Source organism: Nitrospira sp. (genome assembly GCA_024760545.1).
Lineage (GTDB): Bacteria > Nitrospirota > Nitrospiria > Nitrospirales > Nitrospiraceae > Nitrospira_D.
Map to the genome: position 1 here is coordinate 4208716 of CP060501.1, position 20743 is coordinate 4229458.

At 54.6% G+C, this 20743-nt stretch carries 22 protein-coding genes; 16 read left to right on the forward strand and 6 right to left on the reverse strand.

The window, feature by feature from the left end; translation table 11 throughout:
- Nucleotides 1–263 precede the first annotated feature (263 nt).
- Together H8K03_19875 and H8K03_19880 are read right to left on the reverse strand one after the other, a co-directional pair.
- Nucleotides 264–599 (reverse strand): hypothetical protein, encoded by a 336-nt coding sequence (locus tag H8K03_19875; protein ID UVT20006.1) that lies wholly within the window; start codon nucleotides 597–599, stop codon nucleotides 264–266.
- 106 nt (nucleotides 600–705) lie between these two features.
- A complete protein-coding gene (locus H8K03_19880) occupies nucleotides 706–1002 on the reverse strand; it encodes a hypothetical protein (GenBank protein UVT20007.1) in 297 nt (98 codons plus the stop codon).
- A gap of 708 nt (nucleotides 1003–1710) precedes the next feature.
- Here H8K03_19880 and H8K03_19885 point away from each other — a divergent pair.
- Nucleotides 1711–1992: an N-acetyltransferase gene (locus tag H8K03_19885; GenBank protein UVT20008.1), complete on the forward strand. Its 282-nt coding sequence runs from the start codon at nucleotides 1711–1713 to the stop codon at nucleotides 1990–1992.
- Nucleotides 1993–2304: 312 nt separating this feature from the next.
- Here H8K03_19885 and H8K03_19890 read toward each other — a convergent pair whose 3' ends face one another.
- Both H8K03_19890 and H8K03_19895 read right to left on the reverse strand, forming a co-directional pair.
- Nucleotides 2305–2928 (reverse strand): hypothetical protein, encoded by a 624-nt coding sequence (locus H8K03_19890; GenBank protein ID UVT20009.1) that lies wholly within the window; start codon nucleotides 2926–2928, stop codon nucleotides 2305–2307.
- Nucleotides 2929–3068: 140 nt separating this feature from the next.
- Nucleotides 3069–3512: a hypothetical protein gene (locus tag H8K03_19895; GenBank protein ID UVT20010.1), complete on the reverse strand. Its 444-nt coding sequence runs from the start codon at nucleotides 3510–3512 to the stop codon at nucleotides 3069–3071.
- Nucleotides 3513–4479: 967 nt separating this feature from the next.
- Here H8K03_19895 and H8K03_19900 point away from each other — a divergent pair.
- Genes H8K03_19900 through H8K03_19920 form a run of 5 tightly spaced genes read left to right on the forward strand, consistent with a single transcriptional unit; the run spans nucleotide 4480 to nucleotide 8673 of the window.
- A complete protein-coding gene (locus H8K03_19900) occupies nucleotides 4480–4764 on the forward strand; it encodes a UBP-type zinc finger domain-containing protein (protein UVT20011.1) in 285 nt (94 codons plus the stop codon).
- 37 nt (nucleotides 4765–4801) lie between these two features.
- Complete coding sequence (locus tag H8K03_19905; GenBank protein UVT20012.1) at nucleotides 4802–6442, forward strand: FAD-dependent oxidoreductase; 1641 nt, start codon at nucleotides 4802–4804, stop codon at nucleotides 6440–6442.
- A gap of 4 nt (nucleotides 6443–6446) precedes the next feature.
- Nucleotides 6447–7196, forward strand: a complete 750-nt coding sequence (locus H8K03_19910) for an ATP-binding cassette domain-containing protein (protein UVT20013.1) — start codon at nucleotides 6447–6449, stop codon at nucleotides 7194–7196.
- Nucleotides 7196–7813 carry an ABC transporter permease gene (locus H8K03_19915; protein UVT20014.1) on the forward strand — a complete coding sequence of 206 codons (618 nt, stop codon included), beginning with the start codon at nucleotides 7196–7198 and terminating at the stop codon, nucleotides 7811–7813. Before H8K03_19910 ends, H8K03_19915 begins: the two co-directional genes overlap by 1 nt.
- On the forward strand, nucleotides 7783–8673 hold the full coding sequence (locus tag H8K03_19920; protein UVT20015.1) for an ABC transporter substrate-binding protein: 891 nt from the start codon (nucleotides 7783–7785) through the stop codon (nucleotides 8671–8673). The genes H8K03_19915 and H8K03_19920 overlap by 31 nt, the downstream gene beginning before the upstream one ends.
- Here the strand turns inward: H8K03_19920 and egtD are convergent.
- The gene (gene egtD / locus H8K03_19925) at nucleotides 8670–9638 is read right to left on the reverse strand and encodes an L-histidine N(alpha)-methyltransferase (GenBank protein ID UVT20016.1); all 969 of its coding nucleotides are present in this window, start codon (nucleotides 9636–9638) and stop codon (nucleotides 8670–8672) included. The genes H8K03_19920 and egtD overlap by 4 nt on opposite strands.
- A gap of 4 nt (nucleotides 9639–9642) precedes the next feature.
- Nucleotides 9643–10881: an SUMF1/EgtB/PvdO family nonheme iron enzyme gene (locus H8K03_19930; GenBank protein UVT20017.1), complete on the reverse strand. Its 1239-nt coding sequence runs from the start codon at nucleotides 10879–10881 to the stop codon at nucleotides 9643–9645.
- Between the two features lie 345 nt (nucleotides 10882–11226).
- Between H8K03_19930 and H8K03_19935 the strand changes: the two genes are divergently transcribed.
- From H8K03_19935 to H8K03_19980, 10 genes are all read left to right on the forward strand, one after another.
- Entirely contained in the window at nucleotides 11227–11922 is a 696-nt protein-coding gene (locus H8K03_19935; protein ID UVT20018.1) for a glyoxalase, read from the forward strand.
- Between the two features lie 68 nt (nucleotides 11923–11990).
- Nucleotides 11991–13370 (forward strand): FAD-containing oxidoreductase, encoded by a 1380-nt coding sequence (locus H8K03_19940; GenBank protein ID UVT20019.1) that lies wholly within the window; start codon nucleotides 11991–11993, stop codon nucleotides 13368–13370.
- A 74-nt stretch (nucleotides 13371–13444) separates the two neighbouring features.
- On the forward strand, nucleotides 13445–13936 hold the full coding sequence (locus H8K03_19945; protein UVT20020.1) for an SDR family NAD(P)-dependent oxidoreductase: 492 nt from the start codon (nucleotides 13445–13447) through the stop codon (nucleotides 13934–13936).
- Between the two features lie 29 nt (nucleotides 13937–13965).
- Entirely contained in the window at nucleotides 13966–15621 is a 1656-nt protein-coding gene (locus tag H8K03_19950; protein UVT20021.1) for a hypothetical protein, read from the forward strand.
- Nucleotides 15622–15887: 266 nt separating this feature from the next.
- A complete protein-coding gene (locus H8K03_19955; protein UVT20022.1) occupies nucleotides 15888–16031 on the forward strand; it encodes a DUF427 domain-containing protein in 144 nt (47 codons plus the stop codon).
- Nucleotides 16032–16426: 395 nt separating this feature from the next.
- Nucleotides 16427–16819 (forward strand): hypothetical protein, encoded by a 393-nt coding sequence (locus H8K03_19960; GenBank protein ID UVT20023.1) that lies wholly within the window; start codon nucleotides 16427–16429, stop codon nucleotides 16817–16819.
- 1148 nt (nucleotides 16820–17967) lie between these two features.
- Nucleotides 17968–18969, forward strand: coding sequence for a GTP-binding protein (locus H8K03_19965; GenBank protein UVT20024.1), 1002 nt, complete (start codon nucleotides 17968–17970; stop codon nucleotides 18967–18969).
- A gap of 12 nt (nucleotides 18970–18981) precedes the next feature.
- Nucleotides 18982–19728: a nitrile hydratase subunit beta gene (gene nthB / locus H8K03_19970; protein UVT20025.1), complete on the forward strand. Its 747-nt coding sequence runs from the start codon at nucleotides 18982–18984 to the stop codon at nucleotides 19726–19728.
- Nucleotides 19729–19748: 20 nt separating this feature from the next.
- Entirely contained in the window at nucleotides 19749–20372 is a 624-nt protein-coding gene (nthA, locus tag H8K03_19975) for a nitrile hydratase subunit alpha (GenBank protein UVT20026.1), read from the forward strand.
- A gap of 8 nt (nucleotides 20373–20380) precedes the next feature.
- Nucleotides 20381–20722 carry a nitrile hydratase accessory protein gene (locus H8K03_19980; GenBank protein ID UVT20027.1) on the forward strand — a complete coding sequence of 114 codons (342 nt, stop codon included), beginning with the start codon at nucleotides 20381–20383 and terminating at the stop codon, nucleotides 20720–20722.
- Nucleotides 20723–20743: the final 21 nt, after the last annotated feature.

A 20743-nucleotide genomic window follows, 5' to 3' on the forward strand; every position in this document is an offset into this window, starting at 1 on the left:
GTTTTCTGTAGTAGGTAAGAACCGTCGTAAGGCCGCATCTATCACACGATCCCACTTCAGTTTGTGGAAACCTTTGATCATTCAGAGTCGTCCCCTCAACCAGTCTTCTGGCGTCCCAGAATTCTTTCTCTGTACCTGTCTTCACTGATGCGAGTGATAACCTACGAATACAGTCCGGGCAGTACTTTGCTGTGTTGGTCATGGTGAATCTCGATTGGCGAAACCGCGCCTTACTATGGAATGGGACTGGTCGAGCGTCGGCTTCATCGATGCGGATTCCAATACGCCCGGAACTTTGTGCGCTCACAATACCGAACGATTCGCGTGACATACTCGTCCGGAAGCGTCCAGCCATTGGCATAGCCTTTTTGATTGAGGGCGGTCACGACTTGAGGAACCTGGGACTGAGGGAATAGGTCCCGCCGATCCACTTGCAGCGAAGGCTGAGCTTTGCGGGACTGAAAGTACCGGATTACGAAAAACCTAAGAGGACCCAACATCCACCAACCACGGACGACTTGAGCCGAACGAAGCAGCCATCGTCTCTTGTGGAGAAAAATTCTGAATCGGTAGTAGAACTGGGAAATTGGTGTCAACACCGCCATATCTCCTCTGTGAAATAGGAGTGGCAGAGCCGCTGAAAGCTGAGCCTCCAGCAACGCCGACATCACTCTGTGAATATGCAAACTGTGAGTTCAGGCAGTGCTATGCTTGGGGAGGATGGAAGACGGAGGTCACAAAGACAGGAAGATGAACCGTTGATTGACCAATGATAAGCAGACGGCTTGAACCTGATGTTTCTGGTTCAGGAACCACCGGGGTGAGCGGAGAGTCTTCCGAGACAGACTCCACAAGTGTGTCTGAAGACGTGAGGAGATCGATCAGGGTACCGGGCAGTCCCAACATCTGCGTGCATACACACATGCACAGAAGTCCGACCACCACGAGCACTCCATACCGGCGATATGACACTCCCCCGATTCTCATGTATGAAGACTGCATACCTTTACTGCTTATGCGCTTGTTGACTAAATGTTGCTTTACGAACCAAGCAATTAAATTCAACTGCAGCACAAGGCATGCCACCCGGCAGAACCATTGCTCAAATACACCATCATCTTGATGCAACTCCCTGAAAGTTTGGAGAGATACATCCAACGTGAGAGTTCGTAGAACCTAAAGTTGATATATGGCGAAGTGAAGGATATGACCTTCATCGCCGACAGTCACCAGAGTTCTTTAGATGATGTTGGCCAACAGGCTGGAGAATGGTTATACCCGACCGTGGCCGCGCTGATGTTATCGGCACGCTGAGATTTCGGGGCGGTTGGAGACTAATAGATTGAATTTATTCACTGAGGCCATGTCGGGCGTTCCCAAATCCTGTTGTTCAGTAACACGGTATTTACATCTCTCTAGCGTTGATGCCCGATCCTTATCCCAGGGGTCTGCCTAGTGTGATAATCATACAAGACAGACCTTCACTCTCATTGTAGCTATACATGTGTGTATACCAATATTGGTTGAGACATGAAAGCGGTAGCATGACTTTAGAACGGAACAATGGAAACATTGTGAACCGGTAACGGAAACGCTATCGCCTGATGTAAACTTTGCGCTGTTCGATGAAGGCTCCGTCCTTGTGAGAGGACGGAGCCTTCTTTTTGCCTCGAAAATATTATTGATTATGCTCAACAGGAGTTGCGAGCCATGATCCCAAGCGATCAAGTAACCTATAATGAGCCTGAAAAACGCTATGAAATGCCGTTCGGCAACCTGGTTTACGCCAATGTCCGGAAGGATAAGAATACGCTCGATATAGATTATGCTTTCGCGCCGCAAGAATTGCCCGGCAAGGGTGTGGCCGGGGAATTCATGAGTAAATTAATGGAAGTGGTGCGTGCGGAAAAACTGAAGGCGGTGCCCCTATGCGGCTATGCCGCCAGTTGGCTCCGGCGGCATAGCGAGTATCAGGATCTGATTTCTGATTAGTGCCAAGCATCGTCTTTCTGGATCGGTCGGCAAGGCGCGGAACTGATGCGCCTGCCCTGTGGCAACTTCACCTTCAATTGATCCGAAGGGAATGCGCCGTTGACGGTTCAGGCGTTGATGAACGCGGTGCAGGTCGGCGGGATTTGAGTAGTCTCACCATTTCTAGAACTCACGCAAAGGTTTTCTGCAGACCGGAAGGGTGGCCGGAATATTTCCCAACAACCATCGGCCTATGGGCGACGAGGCTGCGATGAAGACACAGTTGTGTGCAGATGAAAAAACAGTAGCCTGTCCAGCAAAGGACCCCGTTCTTTAGAGCAAATGATTGGCCCAGTGTTCTTCTGAGACCAGCGCGAGCGGATGGCCCCGTCCAATGAGGCGCAATGCGCTTTGGATCGTTGGATTACGCGGGGAATAAAACCTGTCTCGAGTGTCGACCGCACCGATAATGACATAGTTCGTCTTTGAGTTGACCGCAGTCTGAAACGTGCCACCTCGTTCCGTAATCTCATAGTCAATGTTCACACGCGGTCCCATGACGAAGCGACCAGTGAGGCAGAAGTTGTGATTGGGGAAGACGACAGGCGGTGCTGGCTTCGTCAGTATCGGAGCGAGTGAGTTGTCCAGGGCGGGCGTGTCGCTCGTCGCTTCGCTCAGGATAGCAATGGTATGAAAGAGATCTAGTCGTTCGACAATTGGCGGGATCTGACCTTCCAGAATGTCATTAATCCGTGCAGCGAGAACGTTCGCAGGCCATACGTCGACAGTGTGTTGGTTTGCATCGAGCCAGCGTTGTAAAAGGTCTCGCTTTTCCTTTGTGATCTCCGCAAGTGGTGCCTTGAACTTAAGAATCTGGTCTCGGAGGGCCTTAATATGTTCGTCTCCTTCGTCATCGAGCGGGGGAGGTCGACGTAACATGTAGAGTCGTTTAGGCATAGCTACAAAGGATTGTTCCTTTGACGGCTAGTTGAGTGCACTTCCCCTTCGATTAGGAGATTAGAACGGCAACGATCAGTATGTTTCAGTTCATCGAAAACAAAGGTGTGTGAGCAATTGCACAGTTAAGGTAAACGCAGCTACTGAGTAATCGGCCTTGCGGCAACCATGGGCTGTCCATCGTCATCTGCAGGTATGTACTCGGGTACTGAAACTTGGATAGTGTGTCCTGGATTGATCGATTCTCGAACAAGATGTTTTCTGCCAGCCAATAGTTCTCCCGCCGTGCTGTTGTACCTGACACTAATTTCTATCCATTCCACGCGTTGATGACCTGTGTTGGTCAGCGTAACGGTCAGCTTTGCCATGCCGAGATTGTCGACTTGCGTGAAAGATTTTGACTTGATCAAAAGCGACTGAGCGTTTACAGGATTCTGGATTAGTGGTGCTTGTTGGACCTCCCCGAGGCTGGCTTGAACACTCGAAACACCGATTAACGATGCGAGCAGAGCTACAGACAGCAGCGACAATGTGACTGTTGCTAGCGACAAGCTACCAATAGAGTTCGAGCTGGATGTATTCATTGCGACCTCCCCTTGGATACTGATCACCGTCCGTGCGTCCCTGGCGTATATCCGTTAGATCATTTGCCCTTGCCCTTGTCGCGGTACTCCTTCAGAAGGTCCTCGATCGCATGTTCAAGGAGTTCATTTATATACCGTTGTTCGACTACCGAAAGATGTTCCAAATCCTTCATGAGGTGAGGATCAAGACGAACCCCATTGATGCCTGACTCTTGCTGAACGTGGCCTGGCCATGAGTGGGCAAGCTGTAGCAGAGAATCTCCGGGCTATCAATTCGCGGTGGATGACACTGTTTTGATATATGGCGGTGAATCCAGTCTTCAGCTAACCCTTCTCTGCAGAAATTCCCTGTATCAGAGAAATCTACAGGGAAATTTGAAATTACCGTGCGGTTTTTGCCCATTTGTTCTAGGGAAAGGCCTATCTCATGCGGCTGTTGACGATTCCCTCAAGAATTCCACGCATTCGAAGAAACAGGGAATTAACAGGGAATAGTTTATGCTGAGGGCGTTTCCCAATCAAGGGGTAGGTGTCCCATTAATTGCCTTTCAAGACGGGAATGAACGGCACCATGAAGTAGTTTCAGACATGTGCACTGCCGTACTCTAAATGTGGACAGGTCATTGCTAGATTGTGACCAGTCTCTTTAGAGAATTCAGTCACTGCCAAGGCTCCACTCCTCAAGGGCTATCTGGTAGGACCCGCCTGCTCCTCCATACCGAGGTCCACGGTCTTCATCTGCCGCGATCATCTTGAACAGATTCTGCTGTGCTTCCGGCACCTTCTGTGAGGACTTCACCCTGTCTACGGGCTAACCGGGGGCACAACACCAGCGATAAATGTGCAAAGGCATGGAAAGTTTGGCTAACCGTTTGCTAGCATTAGCCTCTGTTCGTTTTAGCGTTAGCAACAGTATGTATTAGTGATTCACAATTGTGCGGTTGCCCTTCACTCAGGGAGGTAAATTATGACCTGTCCCCACGTGACCGCTCTAAAGCCCGTTCCCGCTCGCACTTTAGGATGTGAAGAATGCCTGAAAATTGGATCGTCCTGGATGCATCTCCGTCTCTGCCTAACCTGCGGTCATGTCGGCTGCTGTGACAGCTCACCTAATCGCCACGCAACAAAACATTTCGCGCACACGACCCATCCGGTGATGGCCTCTTTCGAGCCTGGCGAACGATGGGCCTGGTGTTACGTTGATCATATGGATCTGGACGTGCCGGCGCGTGTCGTGCCGTTCTTGCAGTAGAGAGTCAGGCTCTTTGTCCTCATGAGGAGGTTGAGACATGGCCGACCACAACTTGTCCACGGTCGCCTTTCCCACCCTCGACGACGTTCAAGTCGCCACGCTGGCCAAGTTCGGCACGCACCGGGGCTTGCGTGACGGGGAGCACCTGTTCAAGGCAGGCGATCGTGACTACAAATTCTTCGTCGTCGAGAGCGGCGCAGTGGAGATCTTGGAGCATTCGAGCGGCGAGCCCAAGGCAGTCACCCTGCACGAAGTCCATGCTTTCGGCGGCGATGTCAGTTTGGTGACTGGCCGGCCTGCGCTGATCAGTGCGGTGGCTCGTGGCGACACCAAGGTCTTCGAGATCGCGCCCAGTGACATCAGGCGCATCATGGGCGAGCGGCCGGCACTCGGCGAGTTGCTGCTTCGCGCATTTATTGCGCGGCGCGAATTGCTGGTGGCGTCGGACTTTCAAGGACTCCGAGTACTCGGGGCTGGCTCCTCGCGCGACACCTTCCGTATTCGTGACTTCCTCGCCAGGAACCAGGTGCCGTTCACCTGGATCGATGTGGATCATGACCCTCAAGTGGGCGCACTGCTACGGAGCTTTGGCCTCAGCGAGGCTGAAACTCCGGTGGTCGTCTTCGGATCCGAGCCGTTACTACGAAATCCAACGACCCGAGCATTGGCCGACCTCATCGGAGTCAGACGGCCGCTGAGACAACAGGTCTATGACTTGGTGGTTGTTGGTGGGGGTCCGGCGGGGTTGGCCGCAGCCGTGTATGCATCATCAGAAGGGCTCGCCACCGTCGTGATCGACGCGACCGCTCCGGGCGGACAGGCCGGCACGTCCTCCAAGATCGAGAACTACCTCGGCTTCCCGACCGGCATTTCCGGCTCAGACCTTGCGAACCGCGCCATTTTGCAAGCCCAGAAATTCGGCGCCCAGTTCTCGTCTCCCACCCAGGTTGCACGCTTGGAGTACAAGAACGACAAGACCGTCGTCTGGTTCGACGCTGACGAGCATGTCTCGACTCGATGCGTGTTGATTGCGACGGGGGCTGAGTATCGCAAGCTGGATGTTCCAAGGCGTGAGCAGTACGAGGGCTTGGGCGTCTACTATGCTGCCACTACGACAGAGTTGCAGCTCTGTCGGGGCTCGGAGGTCATTGTGGTAGGGGGAGGAAATTCAGCCGGACAAGCCGTCATGTTTCTTTCGGAACAGACCCTGCGGGTATTCTTACTTCTTCGCGGAGGGGACCTGCGTAAAAATATGTCCAGCTATCTGGCGGACCGCATCGAGGGCGCCGACAACGTCGAGGTACTGCCCGATGCGGAGATTTGCCGCATGCTAGGAGACCAGTGGCTGGAAGCCGTCGAAATCAAGAACCTCCGCACTGGCGAGACACGAACGGTCCAGACCTCTGCCCTCTTTACCTTTATCGGGGCAATCCCCTGCACCAATTGGTTGCCCGCTGAGATAGAGACCGACTCTAAGGGTTTCATAAAGACTGGGCGACTGGTGTCAGCCTCGCCGTTCTGGACTGCCCACCGGGAGCCGTTCCTGCTCGAGACTAGCCGTCCTGGCGTCTTCGCCGCGGGGGACGTGCGGCTCGGTTCCACCAAGCGCGTGGCCTCTGCGGTGGGGGAGGGAGCGATGGCGGTGCAGTTCGTTCACGAATACCTCGCCTCCGGTTAAGCGCATGAGTCCTCTTGTCTCGTTCCGACAAGTTTCGGCTCGCATCGGTCAGAAACATATTCTGAACGATCTCAGTTTCGACGTCGAAGCTGGCGAGACCCTCGTGCTCCTAGGTCGTAGCGGCTCTGGCAAGACCACCGCCTTGAAAATGGTGAATGGCTTGCTACTGCCAAGCGCCGGTGCTGTCATGATCGAGGGGACATCCACGACCGCCTGTGACCTGATCCGGCTGAGGCGACGCACTGGGTACGTGATTCAGGATGCGGGCCTCTTTCCACATTTTACTGTGGCTGCCAATGTCGGACTGGTTCCGCGTCTTGAAGGTTGGGAGCTCCGCGACATCGACATACGCGTCAAGTATTTGCTGACTCAGCTCGGGCTTCCGCCGGTGCATTTCGCCACGCGCTATCCCCGCGAGTTGTCCGGCGGCCAACGTCAGCGGGTGGGGGTCGCCCGCGCACTCGCAGCAGATCCTCCGTTGTTGCTGTTGGACGAACCCTTTGGCGCGCTTGATCCGGTGACCCGTGTGGAACTGCAGCAGCAGTTCCTCGACCTGCGCGATCGGTTCAAGAAAACAGCTCTGCTCGTCACCCATGATGTCCGCGAAGCGTTGTTACTGGGTACCCGTATCGGGGTGCTTCACAATGGTCGATTGGTTTTCCTGGGTGGACGCTCCGAGTTCCTCAAGGCCGACGGGAAGGAAGCTCGGGCCTTTCATACGTGCATCGAGGAGAAGTGGAAAGAGACGATCTGATGTCTTCCGCGTTGGCGCGCGACATACTCGATTTGACGCTTGAACACCTGTTCCTGGTGAGCCTCTCCATGGCGATTGCCTCGGCCCTTGCCATTCCGGCGGGCATTTTGCTCACTCGACGCACGTTCCTTCAACGGTGGGTGCTGGGATTTGCGAATATCATGCAAACCGTGCCAAGTTTGGCGGTCTTCGGATTTTTAATTCCTCTTCCCTTCCTGGGTGGGATCGGCAAACACGCGGCGATTGTCGCCCTCGTACTGTACGCGCTCTTGCCAATCCTGCGAAATACGCTCACCGGCATTCTGGGTGTGGACCCAGCCGTGCGCGAATCTGCGATCGCCATGGGCATGACGGGACGGCAGCTTCTCTGGGAGGTCGAGCTCCCGCTGGCGGCAAGGACGATTTTGGCCGGCCTGCGTATCGCGACCGTGACCACGATCGGGACGGCGACGATTGCCGCTGCCATTGGCGGCGGCGGACTCGGTGTATTTATTTTCCGCGGCCTGGCCTCCGTCGATACAACGCTGCTTCTGGCCGGTGCGGTTCCGGCTGCCGTGCTCGCGGTGGCGGCCGATCGAGGTCTCGAATGGGTCGAACACAAGTTATCGCCTGTTTGATCACTGGACTGTGGGCCGCAGGAATCGTCGGCTGTACGAAGGAACCTCCAATTACGGTCGGCTCGAAGAATTTTACCGAGCAAGTTGTCCTCGGCGAGATCGTTGCACAACATCTGGAACATCGGCTTGGCCGCCGCGTTGATCGAAAACTCAACTTGGGAGGGACCATGTTGGCTCATCAAGCGCTCGTGCGTGGAGAGATTGATCTCTATCCGGAGTACACGGGGACAGCGCTGACGACGATTCTGAAGTTACCGCCTGCCCATGATCCAGCGGCAGTAACGGCCCTCGTCCGAGCGGAATATCGGGCGCAATTCGGCGTCGAATGGATGGAGTCCTTGGGCTTTAATAATACCTTCGCGATGGTGATCCGTGGAGACGATGCTAGGAAGAACGGGATTGAAAGTTTGAGCGACGCAGCGCGGTATTCTCCAGGCTGGAACCTTGGTGTGGGCTATGAATTCCAGCAGCGACCCGATGGATTGGACGGGTTATTGAACACGTATCATCTTCCCCTGCAGGGATCGCCTAAGACCATGGACCTCGGATTGCTGTACAAGGCACTCGATCAACGACAGGTGAGCATGGTGGCCGGAAATGCCACTGATGGCCAGTTGTCGGTTTTGGATGTGGTGGCTCTCAGGGATGATAAGGGGTATTTCCCACCGTATGACTGTGTGTTAGCCGTGCGGAGCGAAAGTCTCGAAGCCAACCCCCAGTTGTGGCAAGCCCTCACTGAATTGGCTGGGCTGTTCAGTAACGCAACCATGCGTAAACTGAACTATCAGGTGGACGGGGTCCATCAGCCCATCAAGGAGGTCGCCGAGCAGTTCCTTCGGGAGGGAGGGTTACTTCACTAGTCGGCGATCAGAAGGCTCTCGGCAAACGTCCATTCAGAATCAAGCCATTGAGCTTCGCACAGAAATCCTGTTTGTTGAGCAATGCCAGAAATCTCCTCAACTCGGAATTTGTGGCAGGCTTCTGTCCAGATCGTTTCACCTTCTCTGAAGGTACAGGTAAAGTCCGCGGCCCGAATCGATACGGTTTGTTTCTTGGTCGAGCGGAGGTGCATTTCGATGCGCCGATCCACTTCGTCATACCGGACGACATGCTCGAAGTGCCGCAGGATAAAGTCTCCTCCGAGTTCCCGATTAATCCGAGCAAGCAGATTCAAGTTGAAAGCAGCAGTTACACCCGTCGGGTCATCGTAGGCCAGCAACATATCATGGATCGATTTTTCCACGTCAGTTCCAAGCAGAAGTGCGTCCTTGGGCTGCAACTGGTGGCGGATGTCGCGCAGAAAATTCTCTGCTGCCGGCGGATCAAAATTGCCGATGCTACTTCCAAGGAATAGGACCAGCAGGGTCTGATCCGGTCTTCGGCGAGCCGCCGCTTCCTGAAGCCCTTCCAAATACGATTTCTCCAGCCCGACCATGCTCATTGCGCCGACGGCTCCTAGTTCTTGGTGACATTTAATAAGGGCTGCGGCGGATATATCGATAGGAAAATAGGCAACTGGCTCTCGGTCGGCAAGTGCCTCCAATAGCCAGCGAGTCTTTCGTCCGGTGCCACTTCCCAGTTCTATGACTGTAATAGGGGGTGGAAGATGATTGAGTATTTCCCCGGCATGACGACGGAGGAGGCGCCCCTCAGCGCGGGTCAGTCCATATTCTGGTAGCAGGGTGATTGCTTCAAACAGTGCCGTTCCCAAATCATCATATAGATACTTCGAAGGGAGTTCGCGTTGGCCCACCTTACTAAGGCTATCGCTTACTGCATCGGCGAATTCCTGGGCGGCATTGGCTTGCTCAGTTTCTGAGAGCATCCAGTTAGTCCTCCACACAGCGAAATCCGGCATAGACATAAGGGTAGTCGGGCCGGAACCAGTTGCGAAATGATCGCCGCAACAATCGAGCGTCTGTTCGCGGGGACGCACCCTTGAGTACGTAATGGTCGCCACCAAAGAACTGGGCCGAGTAGCCGGGATAGAATGAAAAGGTTTGGAATCCAGGGAATGGCTGGAAGGCCGTCGACGTCCATTCCCATCCGTTCCCGACCAGTTGAGAAACTCCGAATGCGCTGTCACCCAGCGGGGTTGCGGTCACGGGAATAGGGTCCCATCGGTACCCGCCGAAGTTACCCCGTTGGCTATCAGGCAGTTCATTGCCCCAGGGATAGACTCGTTCTTCATCACCATGTACCGTTCCGTACGTGGCTCGATGAAATTCGGATTCGGTGGGCAATCTCTTGCCGGTCCAAGCTGCAAAGGCGGACGCCTCTTCGTGAGTGGCATAGACCGGCCAATCGAATGGCAGCGGAACTTCTTCCCACATGCCTCGCCAGTACCACTGGCCCTTATGCCTCCTCCAGAAGTGAGGCGGGCTACCGCCGGCGCGAACGAATTTGAGATACTCTCCATTCGTAATTTTGTATTTGTTCATTGCAAACGAGGCGACCGTCACTTCATGGCTCTCGAATTCGTTGTCCCATCCAAACTGCTTCTTGCCATAGGCATCCTCGCGCGATTGACCTAGCGTGACCGTTCCACCGGGGATTTCAAGCATCACCTGAATGGGAGCTACGCTCTGGGGAGGTGATGCTACCAAGGGGATATGCTTGTGTTCGATCGAAAGGGAGTGGAGGAGATAGGCAAAGGTCTCGGCATGCATCAACCGATGCTCCAGTGCGATGGAGAGCAGTTGTTCTGATGTCTGGTTGTAAACATCGCTCAGTGCTTGCCGAACGCGGCGGTTGTATTCTCGCACTTCTGCTATTTCCGGCCAATCCGAGCGCTCATCCTGTTGGGTTTGTCCTGGTTTCGGATCAATGCCGAACGCAAAGAGCTGGTCGAATTCTGGAGAGAAGGATGGAACCACTACTGCTTGGCTCAGAAGGTTCCAGTCAAAAGCCTCGAGATGCCCGAGGTAAAAAATTATCCGGTGGCGCTCGGGGACCGGTCGTTCATAAAACGCCTCTGGTCGAACGAGACCGAATAAGGCATCTGTGTTCGTACGAGCATGAGTCAGGATCTGTGCGAGACAGGTTGTCGTGGCCGTCATTGTATGCATCGAGACGCATCTTGCTCGGGAACAGCGGCCGTATTTCTTCACGATAACATCGAGCTGCGTACGGTACAGCGTCAGGCTAATAGGCTAGATATGATCGAGAAAGACCACAGCTCGGGTTTTCCCTAGTTGATGAATCAAGGAGAAAGTACACACTCCGTCGGCGAATGATACTCCGACGCTTAATATTCAATTCTTGTATTCGGATTCTTCCTCTGAAGCCTTTACCGACGACTATCGCATCAATGTGATGCTCAGCCTCGTCGGAACAAGTCAATCAAAGAGGACATTACAAATGCTACGGAGAACGAAATGATCGGCCAATAGACAAAACAAGAGGAGGCAATCATGAGCACCACTGAAGTCCGTAGTGACAACACGATCGGCAAGGCGGTAGCCGCAAAAGTGGATATGAAGCTCGAGATTGTGGTCATCCCCGTCTCGGATGTCGGCCGTGCGAAGGAATTCTATGAAAGGCTCGGGTGGCGGCTCGACGCTGACTACGACAACGGTAAAGACTTCCGCGTGATTCAGTTCACACCGCCAGGCTCCGGGTGCTCGGTCATCTTCGGTACGAATGTCACCGCGGCCGCACCCGGCTCCGCCCAAGGCTTGTACTTGATTGTTTCCGACATTAAGGCCGCCCGCAAAGAGCTGCTTGATCGCGGTATCCAAATCAGCCAGGTGTTTCATGACGCCAGCGGTGTGTACGCTGGTAAGGACGAACCGTATCTGTTTGGGCGGCTCCGGGTCAGTGGTCCGGATCCCGAGCATCGCAGCTACCGCTCATTCGCCTCGTTCCATGATCCCGACGGCAACGGCTGGCTGTTCCAGGAAATCACAACTCGATTACCCGGTCGCATCGACTCCTCGGCGACGACCTTTGCATCGGTGAGCGATTTGGCGAGCGCGTTTCGGCGTGCAGAATCTGCCCACGGAGTACACGAAAAGAACGTACTGGGGGGAAAGCGCGACGAAAACTGGCCCGAGTGGTATGCCGCATACATGGTGGCGGAACAGGCGGGGACGGTGCTACCGACGTAAGCGACGAAAGCGTCATCGTCGGCGATTCGCGTAGAGTGACCTGCAATCTTTGTTAAAGGAGGTGTCTGGTGCCGCGGCATTTCGATGCCATCATCATCGGGACTGGTCAGGCAGGCCCGGCTTTGGCTGCGCGGCTTGCGGCCGGAGGCATGGCAGTCGCCATTATTGAACGCCACGAGTTTGGCGGCACTTGTGTGAATACGGGGTGTATCCCTACAAAGACTCTTGTTGCAAGCGCGTACGCGGCACATGTTGCCCGCCGAGGCCCCGAATATGGTTTTGCTGTCAATGGCGATGTGCGCGTCGATATGAAACGGGTGAAAGAACGCAAGGACGAAATTTCTGGACGGTCGAATAAGGGCGTGGAGGAATGGTTGCGAGGACTCAAAAACTGTACGGTGATCCAAGGCCATGCTCGCTTTCAGACGTCCCACACTGTGGTGGTCAACGATGATGTCCTGCAAGCCGAGAAAATTTTCATCAACGTTGGAGGACGCGCCTCTGTTCCCGCGATGCCGGGGATTCAAGATGTCCCATTTCTCACAAACTCTTCAATGATGGATGTCGACTTCTTGCCGGAACATCTCGTCATCATTGGCGGAAGTTATATCGGCCTGGAATTCGGCCAGATGTATCGCCGCTTCGGGAGTGAAGTCACGATCGTCGAAATGGGACCGCGCCTGATTGGGCGTGAAGACGAAGATATTTCCGACGCCGTGCGCCAAATTTTGGAAGTAGAGGGGATACAGACCAAATTGAATGCGAAATGCATATCACTGGCGAAGCGCAACAGCGGTATCGCTGTGGGCATCGGATGCGATGAGGGTCCGCCTGAAGTAGTAGGCACGCATGTCCTTCTGGCGGTGGGACGTATTCCCAACACGAACGACCTGGGGCTCGATCGGGCAGGGATTGCGACCGACCAACGAGGCTACATTGTCGTTGATGATCAACTGCAAACGAACGTGTCCGGCATCTGGGCCCTGGGTGACTGTAACGGCCGCGGCGCCTTTACGCATACGGCTTACAACGATTACGAGGTCGTTGCGGACAATCTCCTGGGCGGAGACCACCGCCGCGTGTCGGACCGAATCCAGGCGTACGCTCTATATACAGACCCGCCATTAGGCCGATGCGGCATGACGGACGTCGAAATACGAAAGTCTGGGCGTGCTGCACTCGCGGCGAAACATCCGATGAGCCGAGTGGGCCGGGCTGTGGAGAAGGGAGAAACCCAAGGTTTCATCAAAATCTCCGTTGATGCTGAAACAAAACACATTCTGGGTGCGGCGATTCTTGGGACCGGAGGCGATGAAGTGGTTCACGTGTTGCTGGACGTCATGTATGCAAAGGCGCCTTATACGGTCATACAGCGCGCAATGCATATCCATCCGACGATTGCAGAGTTTCTTCCCACCGTCTTATCCAAACTGGAACCCTTTGCGTAGGAGGCAGCAATCGGCGGTCGACGCTACCGACGCGGATTGTTCCTAGTGACAACACGCGTTCGAGGTATACAACCATGAGCAGCTCACGGAAGACAGCCATCTTGACCGGAGCCTCGCAGAGGATCGGCGCGGGAATCGTGAAGGGGTTTATCGACCGAGGTTTCAACGTCGTTTCCAATTCCCGGAACGTGACCCAATCCAGCGAGGTCGTGGCTTCCAACCAGGTCGCTCTGGTGGATGGCCATCTTGGCAAACCAGCCACTGCAGCCGAGATCATCCAGACGGCGTTGTCTCGCTTCGAGTCGATCGACGTACTGGTCAATAACGCCGGTATCTTCATCAACAAGCCGTTCATGGATTACACCGCCGAAGACATCAGAGTGCTCGTCTCGACGAACGTCATGGGCTTCTTGCACATCACTCAACTATCCATCAAACAAATCTTAGCGCAAAAGACCGGCGGGAGCATCGTCACGATCACGACAGCTCTTGCTCGCAACCCGATTCTGGGCGTGACAGCGGCGATACCGATTGGTCCTAGGATATGTCATATCCCGGTTTTTTGAAGAGAACTGCACTTTTTCTGGTCGCATTCATGACAGCGGCATTCGCCGCCTGCACAACCGAGCAGCCATACAATCTAGCTGGACAGGAGAGAACAGGCAAACTGGGCATGGTAGTTTTCCCAACTTCCTGCTCTAACCGTGCGCAAGCGAACTTCCTGCGGGGGGTGGCCGCGCTTCATTCCTTCTGGTATGAAGTGGCACTCGACGAGTTTCGGGCGTCCACCACAATTGACCCGAATTGCACGATGGGCTACTGGGGCGAGGCGATGGCGCACAATCACCCGCTCTGGGGTGATCCGCAGGAGACTGAGGAGGCGCGCAAGGTACTCGCAAAGATCACCAACATTCCGATACTGACGTCCCGCGAGTTCGGCTTTTTGCATGCGATCAAGGTTTTGTATGGCGAGGGCGAGAAGCCTGCCCGTGACCGTGCATACTCGGCAGCAATGGAAAAACTCTTCCATGACTATCCGAATGATGTGGAGGTGGCACTTTTTTATGCGCTTTCGTTGATAGGGACTGTCGGTGCGGATGATCCAGCGGGTTTGAAAATTCGATTGCGGGCTGGTGCCATCGCTTCTGATGTGTACCAAAAGAATCCCAATCATCCGGGCGCAGCGCATTACATCCTGCACGCATATGACGACCCCGAACACGCTGCCCAAGCACTCCCCGCCGCGCGGCGCTATGCCGAAATCGCCCCCGCAGCCCCCCACGCTCTTCACATGCCTTCGCACATCTTCCTGCAACTCGGAATGTGGGCTGAAGCTGCAGCCTCAAACGAAGCTTCGTGGACGGCTTCGGATCAATGGGTGAAGCAGAACAATCTGCCCATCAGCAAGCGCGATTACCACGGCCTGCATTGGTTGCAGTACATCTATTTGCAACAAGGACGCTACGGTAAGGCGGAACAATTACTCAACATTATGCGACAAAGCCTCGCCGAATTTCCGAAAGATGACCCTTACAATCTGATGTTCGGATCATTCACCTATGCCAGCATGACGGCCGCATTTGTGGCAGAGACAGAGCGATGGGACGCGGCGTCGCCCCTGTTGGATTTACCTCGAGCGGGGATGGAGGACGTCAAATCTAAGGTGGGGGGCAGTCCCAAACCAGCATATGTCGTCATCCCTCAGATTCCAGCTCTCTTCACGCGGGGTTTAGTCGCAGCCGTGCAGGGGTTGCGCGATGCTCCAAAGTATAGAGTCGAGATTGCCACCATTCGTGAGGAAAAATCCGGCGAGAAAGAGCCTTTCATCGCGCAAGTGGTCAGGATGACGGAGATTCAAGAGCTGGAAATCGCCGCCATTGTCAATCTCGAAAAGCATGACGTTGACGGTGCGATCAAAACCATGAAACTCGCCACCGCACTGGAGGAAGCAATGTCACCACCGTCAGGCCCGCCTATAGTGATCAAACCCCCACACGAATTGTTCGGCGAGATACTGTTGCGAACGGGCCACCCCAAAGAAGCCGCACTCGAGTTTTCGACTTCGCTCCTCAGACACCCGAATCGTGCACGTTCGTTACTGGGGGCGGCACGCGCTGCTACCAAGATCGGAGATACTCGACGCGCAGCACACTTCTATACTCAATTCGCCCATCAATGGCAGCAGGGCGATGCGAAGCTACCAGAGCGAGGCGAGGCGGAGAATTACTTGAATCAGATGGGTTCACCTTAGCGTGGTCAGAGACAGAACTGCCTAACGATTCACTCAAGAGCCGAGGAAATCATGCCGCTCGCTGGTCGTCTTGTTCACGACATCAAGCGATGCCAGACTCAGAGAATAATTCGGTGAGAAGTTCGTTGGAGACGGCCTGCAACTTCTCAACGGTCTCAAGGTGCGTGGGGCTTAAACGGGCATGCTTGAAATAGCGCATGAGATCGAACTCCTTTGAACATTCTTACACTCTTATGGCTGGGTAAAAGCCGTGAAGGGAGATTGTCATGCCAAAAGCCATTTGGAATGGGGCGACGTTAGCCGAAAGCAGCGAGGGGCAGGTGGTCGAAGGGAACTACTATTTCCCGCGCCAGTCAATCAATCGAGAGTACCTCCAATCAAGCGTGAAGCGGCCAGCCATACCATTATAGTTGACGTGCAATGACTCTGCGTAGAACCATCTTTACGCCATCAGGTCTGGTCGGCTGCCACCTCCGGGAGCATGTCCCATATGCCGTGGGTATGGCGGAAGCTGGGTAAATTAGTATGTTTTCATAACTTCCTCCCATAGAGAATCGTCACAGCGCACGAGGAACATGTCCGGCCTAGGGATCTGGAGTATGGACAGTTTTGTAATGGGGCTTAGCCTAATGGGTCTTCATGATAATAACCACAACCTGCCGTCGGGTCCTGGAAGGCTCACCGGCGGCACCTTGTGAGAAAGGCGGTGGCGTATGGCAACCTCTTCCATTCCTTCCGTTTGAAATGATGTACACCGAGTTCCCTGTAAAGGCATAACTCAACCGATAAACCCGAGGAGGATGGCATGCAGACAAGGGGGTTCTTCGTCGCATCAATACTTATGGGGCTCATTCTGTGTGTCCCACTTGCCGCGAATTCAGCTGAAAAACAGGATGCAACCCACAGGAAGCTTACCGGCATTGTGGTGACGAAAGCAGGCGGGCTCACAGTCAAAACAGCGAACGGGACTACATACCAAACAAACGAGAATGCCTCTCGACGACACGGACATGAAACGTTCAAAGCCGGTGACGAAGTTTCGTTCATACTGGACGGGAATAATCTCGTCATTGATACGCATCTCAAGGGTGAGGAGGGTGAACATCAATTTGTGACTGGGAAGTTGGTCTATATGGGGAGGGATAAGAAGATCGTCAAGCTGCAAACCAGCGAGGGTGATAAAGAGTTCCCGCTATAGAGGCTTGAGGTGAAAGCGACGAATATCGCTGAAGGCTCCATGGTTACCGTGGAACTCAATGAGGCAGGGACAGTAATCGACCTGCATCGGGCCAAGTAGGGACAGAAGTCCAACTGTCTGAGGGCTATTGGAGATCGTCCAGTAGGTAAAGGTTAAAGAGGTGAGGGGACTGTAGGCTAATTATAACTAGTGGCTGATCAGGAATATGTAATATTGCTGCACTCCGCGTTCGGTCTGCTATGGCTCATTCACTTGAGACAGGTCGCTCTGTGACATAAGGGTGCTGTACCAAGAGCAACTCCGCGAACCAATGCGTGAGTCATCGTTCCCGCGCCACCCGACACCCAACGAGTGCACCTTTCTTTTTTATTCGGGTTGTGCAACCCACAGGTCCTTGGTTTCCTGACTCAACTTGGGTTCCATCGCCCCTCCGCATCTTCACTGGTTAAATTTCGTCTTCTGACATCCTCTTGAAGTTTCGAATAAGCGATAGAAACTGTCCCTGGCAATAGCCTATCAGCTGGCAGGCTTTGGCGACCTGGCCGAGCCCACTCGACCTATGGGGTTGTTCCCCATGATGGAGAGGGAGTGTCGCTTCTCCCAACTGTCTCAAGTCCCCGCACCCGAGGCAGCTGACCAACAAGATGAATCGCTGGCGCACATCGAGCCAGAGACACTCCTGGGTCGCTGTTACATTGCTGGTGATCGAGCGCGACTGCGAGGGACCCATGGCCCTTGCCCTCAATCGCTGCTTCAGGCTGCCTATAGGCGGAGTACGGCGAGGCAACTACGGAGAGCTTTGGGTCGCATGGTATTTGCAGTGCAAGCGGTTCGGAATTTCGCCTAAAAGGAACTTGACTCGGAATACTGAGCCTGCTCAAAATATGATGACGTTGGCAACCCTTCAAACTGGTCGAAGACGGTGGCGCTCTCATAAGGAATTTGCACGATGCCCTGCTCATCTTCGAAGTGCCTGCAGTTGGTCGAGTGTTCGGGATGAAAGGGTTCACTCCCTATACGCCAAGTCAGTATTATGAGTAGACGACTAAACGGTAGCCGCTAGCGCCCAACAGCGATGTTTCAGAGCACCACTACCTGTCAACGCAGAGACCGATCACTCTGAACCTGTGACCCTTCACCCATATGCAATGATGTCACGGAAAATACCAGTGACCGTCATTTCAGGGTTTCTCGGCGCCGGGAAGACGACGCTGGTCAATCATGTCCTCACGCACCACACTGGCGCCAATATCGGGGTAATCGTCAATGAATTTGGCGAGGTCGGGATTGACGGGGACCTGATCGTCGCGGACGAAGACGCGCTGATAGAGATCCGTAACGGCTGCGTCTGCTGTACCGTGCGTACCGACCTGGTGGCCGGTGTGAAAGTGCTGTTGGCACGCGATGATATCAAGCTTGACCGCCTCATCATCGAAACCTCAGGGCTGGCTGATCCGGCGCCCGTCTTACAGACGTTTCTGGCTGACGCAGAACTCTTGGCCCTCGTCGAACTGGAATCTGTTGTCACCCTGGTCGATGCAGCCAATCGTCAGCATCAGCTTGACGATGACATGGCCCGTGAACAGATTGCTTTTGCCGATCTGATTATACTGAACAAAGTTGATTTGCTGGAGAGTGATGCCCTCGAACCACTGGAACGCGATCTGCGCGCCATCAATCCGGTCGCGGCTATCATCCGCACCACGCACTCCGAAGTGGCAGCCGAGACGCTCCTCGGCGTCCCCCGGTTCTCGTTGCCCCATGTGCTGGCGATCGAACCCGGTATTCTGGAAGGCTCGCACGACCATGACCACGACACGTCCATCACCTCCTGCGCGGTGGAGACCAGCCAACCCCTTGACCCGGAGCGCTTTCATCGCTGGGTCAATCAGCTCGTTCAACGACAGGGGCAACACCTCCTGCGCATGAAAGGGGTGTTGAATTTCCAGGGCGAGGCCCGGCAGTTTTACTTTCATAGCGTACACATGCTGCTGGACGCAAAGCCCGGAAAGCGGTGGTCGTCAACGGAGACGCGCCAGAGTCGATTCGTGTTCATCGGCCGTCACCTAGATCGCGCGATGCTCCAACGCGGATTTCTCGATTGCGTACACGACCTTGCTTGTCATCCCGTTGCCCAACCGGTCTTGTAATCGGAGGGTGTCATGAAACTCCAACACTACATTGGCGGTCTGGAGAATCTTGGACCGGTCAATTTTTTTGACAAAAAAGTGTTCATGGCAGAGTGGGAAAAGCGCATTTTCGGCATTCACACCGTGATGATGGCGGAAAGCGCCCATTTGGCGAACGCGCTGCCGAAATATCCGATTGCGCAAGTACCGACTACGTTCAAGGACACCTGGACTTGGGCCTCACTGCGGACCGGTGCCGAAGGTATGCACCCGTTCGAATACTTTAAATATCGGTATTACGAAAAATGGCTAATGGGGATCAGTCAATTTTTCGTCGAGCGCGGCTATATTGCCGCCGAAGAGCTGGCTACCTTGACCGAGCACTACCGTGCGAATCCCAAGGCGGCACTACCTGAGCATCACAATCCCGCACTCAAGGAACAGGTCATCAGGTATCTCCATCACGGGGACTCCGCCCTGCGCACACCGGTGGCTCCGGCCCGCTTTCGCGTCGGCGACACCGTCACCGTCGCCGATCCGAAAGCCGCCGATCACACCCGACTGCCGGGATTCTTGCGGAACAAGCGGGGGACCATCAGTGAAGTGTACCCGGGCGCGTTCGAATATTTTGTATCCACCGGTCCAGACGGCTTAGTCGGACCGCAGCAGGTGTATGGGGTGGCGTTTCACGCCTCGGACATTTGGGGAAGGGACAAGAGTGAACCTCACACTATCATTTATGCCGACCTGTTCGATGTCTATCTTCTGTCAACTCACTAACATCAAGTGAGGGACCACGCATGGCCGAACTATTCGAGTACGATGAGAACCGCGAAGCCAGCAACGCGGCCAAAGTCCACGCACTCGAAGCGCTATTGATCAAAAAAGGTGTGCTCGGCAGTGATACCGTCGATGCGGTGCTCAGCCATTTCGAAACCGTGGCAGGCCCGTTTAACGGCGCTCGTATCGTGGCGCGGGCGTGGGTAGACTCAGCATACCAACATCGGTTGCTGGAGGATACGCCGAAGGCCATCGCCGAACTAAACTTCCCGGGGATGACAGGCGCCGAAGGCGAACACATGAAAGCCGTCGCCAATAGTGCAACGGTGCACAATCTGGTGATCTGCACTCAGTGCTCGTGCTATCCGTGGCCGGTGCTCGGCCTGCCGCCCTACTGGTACAAAGATCCGGTGTTCCGGGCGCGTGGGGTGCGAGAACCGCGCGCCGTGCTCCGTGAACTCGGTGTGCCGATTTCGGCAGAGAAGGAAGTGAGGGTATGGGATAGCAGCGCACAGATCCGCTGGTTTGTCCTTCCTGAACGGCCGGCGAACTCGGAACACCTGACCGAAGCACAACTTGCTGCGCTGGTCACACCAGAAGCCATGATGGGAGTGGCACTGGTTCCCTCTCCGCCAATCAGATAAGGCCCTTGATGTTTACTCGATTCGAAGAATATGCCGCGACGCAAATGCTTGGGCAACCGGACTCGCCACCGCGGAGCGAAGGAAAACTGTTCTTTGCCGAAGCATGGCAACGCACGGTGTTCGGTCTGGCACTGGCGCTGTCCAAGGAAGGCCATTTTGAATGGGAGGATTTCAGGCACAATCTGATTCATGCGATCGCGGCGTGGGAACAAAATTCGTGTGCTGGCGAGATCAAATGGGACTACTACGAGCACTACACCAGGGCGCTGATTGAAGTACTCGAACAATGCGGAGTGCTCGAGCCGGGCGAACTGGAGCGGCAGATGACTCCAGACAGGCCAAACACGTGACCTCCCATTATTTCCGGACTC